A 5,715-nucleotide genomic window follows, 5' to 3' on the forward strand; every position below is an offset into this window, starting at 1 on the left:
AGAAGATCGACGCCCTCACGCCGCGCACTCCCGCGCGACGGTCACGTCATCGAACGGCAGGACCAGATCGCCGACGATCTGCCCCTGCTCGTGTCCCTTACCCGCGATCAGCACGATGTCCTCAGGCCCAGCCTCGCGCACCGCAGCCCCGATAGCCGCCCGCCGGTCGCCAATTTCCTCAGCCCCGCGCGCACCCTTTAGGACATCGCACCGGATCGCCCGCGCATCCTCGGTCCGCGGATTGTCATCGGTCACGATCACCCGGTCGGCGTGCTGTACCGCCACCTGCCCCATAGTCTCGCGCTTGCCGGTGTCGCGGTCGCCGCCTGCACCGAACACCACGATCAGCTTGCCCCCAGCATGAGGCTTGAGCGCCGCGATCGCAGCCTCCAGCGCGTCGGGCGTATGAGCATAATCGACATAGACAGGCGCACCCGACTTCGCGATCACCGCACGCTCCAGCCGCCCGCGCACCGGCTGCAACCGCGCGAGGTTGGCGATCGTCGCGGCCACGTCGCCGCCGGTGGCGATCACCAGCCCGGCCGACACCAGCGCGTTCGCCGCCTGGTACGCGCCGATCAGCGGCAGCGTCACCTTGTAGGTCTGGCCCTTAGCCTCGATCGTCAGCCCCTGCCCCAGCAGCGTCGGATCGCGTCCCACCAGCCGCAAAGTCTCGCCCTGCGTCCCGACCGTCACCAGCCGATTGCCACGCTCCCGCACCAGATCGATCACCCGCGCCGACTGCGGATCGTCCGCCCAGACCACCGCCGCACCGTCGGTCGAGAGCACTTCGGAGAACAACCGAATCTTGGCGGTGAAATACGCCGCCATGTCGCCGTGATAGTCGAGGTGATCGCGACTGAGGTTCGTGAACGCCGCGGCGGCTACCTTCAGTCCCTCGGTCCGGTACTGCGTCAGCCCGTGGCTCGATGCCTCGAACGCGAGGTGCGTCACGCCCTCACGTGCAAGCCCCGCCACGTTCGACAGGAACGTCACCACGTCCGGCGTGGTCAGCCCGGTCGTCACCCGCTCGTCAGCCGTCGTAACCCCGAGCGTCCCGATCGAGGCCGCATGGAACCCCGCCATCCGCCACAACTGCCGGGTCATCTCGACGCACGACGTCTTCCCATTCGTGCCGGTAATCGCCACCGACGTCTCAGGAAACGGCGCGAAGAACTTCGCCGCCAGTTGCGCAAACCGTTCGCGGGGGTTTTCGTCGGCGATGTAGGTAGCGCCCTCGACCGTCAGCCCCGGCCGCGCGACCACCGCGATCGCACCCGAGCGGATCGCGTCCTCGATAAAGTCCTCGCCGTTGACACGCGCGCCTTCGAACGCGCCGAACACCGTGCCCGGCGCGACCTTGCGGTGATCGATCGCGAACCCCGTCACCTGCGCCTCTTCCGTCCCGTCGGTCAGCGCTGCGAGTTTCATGCAATAGTCCTCATTGCCCGGTCGGCTGTGTACGCGACGGGTCCTGCCACAAAGTCGGCAGGATGTCAGACACGTCGATATCGCGGTGCGCGTCGGGCACCACCCCCAGGATCGCCCCGACACGCGAGATCGTCCGACCCACCACCGGTGCTGTATTCCACGCCGCCGTCTTCCACCCGGAGGTTTCCTTCGTCCCGAGCGGCGAATCGAGCATCGCCAGCACGACATAGCGCGGCGCATCCATCGGGAACGCCGCGGCAAACGTCGCCACGTTGCGCGAATGATCATAGCCGCCAGAGACCGCCGCCTCGGCCGTCCCGGTCTTGCCACCGACGCGGTAGCCGGGCGCATCGCCCTTGCGACCCGTACCGCGCTGCACGATCAGCCGGAGCATCTGCCGCATCCGCGCACTTGTCTGCTCGCTGATCACCCGACGTCCGGCAACCGCATGACCCGGCGCGACCTTCAACAATGTCGCCGGCCGCCAGATCCCGCCATTGACCAGGGCCGCATACGCGCTCGCCAGATGCAGCGGAGTCACCGCGATGCCGTGGCCATAGGCGGTGGTCATCGTCGTCGTCCGCGCCCAGTATTTCGGCCACAATGGCCGGCCCTTCTCGCGCAGTTCGATATCGGGTTTGGTATCGAAGCCAAGCTTCTTGAACATCGCCTGCATCTTCGCGGGTCCGACCTCGTCGGCGACGCGCGCGGTGGCGATGTTCGACGAATAGATCAGCGTCTCGGCCATGTTCAACCAGCGCTTCGGGTCACCGCGCTCGTCATGGATCGTGAAGCGCCCTACCTGGAGCGGATGCGTCGCATCGAAGCGCCGCGCGAACGACGTCACCACGCCGGTATCCATCGCGGTCGCCATCGTGATCGGCTTGAACGTCGAACCAAGCTCGAACACGCTCTGCGTCGTGATGTTGCGGAGCTCTTCGCTGCCCGACATGCCGACGCGATTGGGGTTGAACGTTGGCAACGAGACCATCGCGATCACCTCGCCGGTCGCCACGTCGAGGACAATGCCGCCTGCGCCGCGTGCCGAAAAGGTCGTCATCGCACGCCCGAGCTCGCTCTCCATCGCCGCCTGGACGCGGTTGTCGAGCGACAGCGCGACCGGCGTGCCGTTGAGCGCCGGGTTGGTCAGCCGCTCGTCGAGCACGCGCTCCATCCCGCTCATGCCGTGGCCCGCGGTCGACAGGAAGCCGAGCGCATGCGCCGCCATCGTCGATTGCGGATAGAGCCGCTGCGTATCGCGGTCGAACACGATCGCAGGCTCGCCGATCGCATTGACCTGCTCGACCAGCGCCGGCGACGCACGCCGCTGGAGATAGATGAAGTTCTTTCGCGACGTCAGCAGCGCATAATAATGCGCCTGGTCGCCCGCTTCGGGCATCAACGCCGCGAGCTTGCTGGCGATCTCGGTCGGATCGCCGATCAGCTTCTTCGGGTGAACCGCGATCGTCCACGCATCGATCGTCCGCGCGAGCGGCGAGCCGTTGCGATCGACGATATCGCCGCGCGCCGCGATCGCCACCGAGCGCGCCTGCGGATCGGCCAGCGATGCCTGCACCGCCAGCATCCCGAGCCGCCCGACCACCACCAGCACCGCTGCACCGAACAGGAACATCAGCATCATCAGGCGCGTGTGCGCCGTCGCCACCAAGGCGTGACGCTGGTTGGCGCTACGCTGTTGCGAGACAGGCCGGGCGACCAAGGCGGTCACCGCCGCTTACGGCTCTCGGAGCGGGCCCCGCTCATGATATCACCCAGCGTCGTATCGGACAGCAGCTTGCGGTCGAGCATCGCGACCGCCTGCGGACGGACCTTGGCGACGGCGGCAAGGCGCTCGGTCTTGGCGGCGCGGACGAGCGCAGCCTCGGCGGAGCGCGGCGTCGACACCGACGCGCGGATCACGACCGGCTTCAGCGCGGTCTTCGACGCAGCCTGGATCGCGACGTTCATCGCGCGCGGTGCAGTGACCTGCGCCATCTGAATTGGAGCAACGGGGGCAAGCTTCACGACTGGCGGAGCAGCGGTAACCGGGACGGTCGACGTGGAAACGACGGACCCTGCCCCCGACGGCACGAGCAATGCGGCGGTCTGGACCCCGTCCGCGCGCAGGCTGTTGACGTCGAGCGCCGCGAGCGCGGCCTCGCTCACCACGAACTGGCCGGCGGTCGGCGCCGACAGCGCCAGCGTGTCGCCGTTCCAGCGCTCGAGCTGCGCCAGATTGCCGCGCGTGTCGAACTCGGTCTCAAGCGCACGAATATCGCGCTGGGCGACGCGGATCTGACCATTGACCGCCTCCAGCTTCTTGCGCTCGGCGGCGACCTGCAGCGACACGAGGTAGAAACCGAGCACGACGGCCACGCAGCCCCCGAACCAGCCCACACCCTTCATCCGATACGCCGCCGTCATGTCGTCACCTCTTCCGTCCAGGGTTGCGCGGAGGTCCGCCGCGCCGTCCGTAATGTCGCCGAGCGCGCGCGCGGGTTGCGTGCGATCTCGGCCTCGCCAGCGCGAACACCGCGGCCGACATGAGAAAAACTAGGGTCTGCAGCGGCTTTCACCTGCGGAAGATGACGCGAACCTGAAGGCGAGCCCCCGGAACGGGTGCGCAGGAAGCGCTTCACCATCCGGTCTTCGAGGCTGTGGAAGGTCACGATCGCGAGGCGACCGCCGGGCTTGAGCACGCGCTCGGCCGCCAGCAACCCGTCCGCCAGCTCGCCCAGTTCGCGGTTCACGTGAATGCGGATCGCCTGGAACGCGCGCGTCGCGGGGTCCTTCTTGTCGTGCGCCTTGTAGCCGAGCGCGCGGCGGACGATGTGCGCCAGCTCGCCGGTCCGCGTCAGCGGGCGCGCCGCGACGATCGCGCGCGCCACGCGCCGCGACTTGGGCTCGTCGCCGTACTGGTACAGCACGTCGGCGATCTCGTTCTCGTCCGCCTCGTTGACGAAATCCGCCGCCGACATGCCGGCCTGCGCCATCCGCATGTCGAGCGGGCCATCCGACTGGAACGAAAAGCCGCGCTCGGCTTGGTCGAGCTGCATCGACGACACGCCGATATCGAGCGTCACGCCGTCGACCGGTGCCAGCCCGCGCGCTTCGAGTTCCGAGGCCATCGCCGAGAAGTCCGCAGCGATCAGCGTCAGGCCCTCTTCGGCCTCCTCGATCGAACGCCCGGCAGCGATCGCGTCGGGATCGCGGTCGAACGCAATCACGCGGGCGCCCGACTTGAGCAACGCCAGCGTATAGCCGCCCGCGCCGAACGTGCCGTCGACCATCGTCTCGCCGGGCTCAGGGGAAAGCGCGGCCAGGACTTCGTCGAGCAGGACGGGGATATGCGGAGCTTCAGGAGTGCTCACAGCGCAACCCCCTTCTCGGCCATATAGAAGCGCGCCATTTCCTTGACGACGGGGGGCATGCCGTCGGTGGCGATCAGCGTCGCAGGGTCCCAGATCTCGATGTAATCGAGCACGCCGTAGAAGAACGCATGGCCCTTGATGCCCGCATAGAAGCGCGGGAACGCAGGCATGATGAAGCGCCCGGAGCCGTCGAACGGCACCGCTTCGCCCGACGCGGCGGCGCGCTTGATGTTATAGTCGTATTCGCCGCTCTCGGACGTGTTCTCGGATTCGCGGCGATCGAGGCGCTCGGCGAGGATATCGACGTAACCGGGATCATACGCGACCAGGCAGCGATTCTTCTGATGCGCGCCGATGATGATGGTCCCGCCGTCCTTGCCGTTCGCCTTGGGCGCATTTGCGGAGAGGGTGGCGCGGAGTGCCGAAGGGATGGCTACCCGGCCCTTGTCGTCGACAAGGCCGATACCGTCTCCTTGATAGCGACCACGAACCGACACGCCAAAACCCTTCGAAATGGCGCACACGTTTCACCATCCCGGAAAGCGACCATCGTCGCGCTCCGGCCGCGCTTTAAAGCTAACGGTGAACGTGCCCCTATTAACCTCCATCTATCATAGCCATGCGGGGACGCAACGGGATTTTTGGGGATTGGACGGATTCACGCTGGTTTCGACGTTCAGTCCGGGGGAAGTCCGGGGGGATTTACCCGCAGATTGGCTCTTACCTGCTGCAGAGCCCGATCAATCTTGGGGAAATTCGGGGATGGCCAGAGGAAGTGCCTGCCCCGCGGCCGGCGACATTCAAGGCTCGTCACACGTCATCGAAGAATGACGCTCTCCCCTCCCTGAAAGGGAGGGGTCGGGGGTGGGTCGGCTTCCGCATGATCGACCGCCAGTGACCAAAGCGGACCAGC

At 66.9% G+C, this 5,715-nt stretch carries 5 protein-coding genes; all 5 read right to left on the minus strand.

What is annotated here, in order from left to right:
- Positions 1–15 precede the first annotated feature (15 nt).
- The 5 genes from H8S47_RS18470 to H8S47_RS18490 are packed head-to-tail and all read right to left on the minus strand — an operon-like array spanning position 16 to position 5,299.
- Positions 16–1,431 (minus strand): UDP-N-acetylmuramoyl-L-alanyl-D-glutamate--2,6-diaminopimelate ligase, encoded by a 1,416-nt coding sequence (locus H8S47_RS18470; protein ID WP_187505230.1) that lies wholly within the window; start codon positions 1,429–1,431, stop codon positions 16–18.
- A gap of 10 nt (positions 1,432–1,441) precedes the next feature.
- A complete protein-coding gene (locus H8S47_RS18475) occupies positions 1,442–3,160 on the minus strand; it encodes a peptidoglycan D,D-transpeptidase FtsI family protein (RefSeq protein ID WP_187505231.1) in 1,719 nt (572 codons plus the stop codon).
- Positions 3,157–3,855, minus strand: a complete 699-nt coding sequence (locus tag H8S47_RS18480) for a hypothetical protein (RefSeq protein ID WP_187505232.1) — start codon at positions 3,853–3,855, stop codon at positions 3,157–3,159. Before H8S47_RS18480 ends, H8S47_RS18475 begins: the two co-directional genes overlap by 4 nt.
- A complete protein-coding gene (rsmH, locus tag H8S47_RS18485; protein WP_187505233.1) occupies positions 3,852–4,802 on the minus strand; it encodes a 16S rRNA (cytosine(1402)-N(4))-methyltransferase RsmH in 951 nt (316 codons plus the stop codon). The genes H8S47_RS18480 and rsmH overlap by 4 nt, the downstream gene beginning before the upstream one ends.
- Complete coding sequence (locus H8S47_RS18490; protein WP_187505234.1) at positions 4,799–5,299, minus strand: division/cell wall cluster transcriptional repressor MraZ; 501 nt, start codon at positions 5,297–5,299, stop codon at positions 4,799–4,801. Before H8S47_RS18490 ends, rsmH begins: the two co-directional genes overlap by 4 nt.
- Positions 5,300–5,715 lie beyond the last annotated feature (416 nt).

Origin of the sequence: Sphingomonas albertensis, assembly GCF_014358075.1 — a bacterium.
GTDB lineage: Bacteria > Pseudomonadota > Alphaproteobacteria > Sphingomonadales > Sphingomonadaceae > Sphingomonas > Sphingomonas albertensis.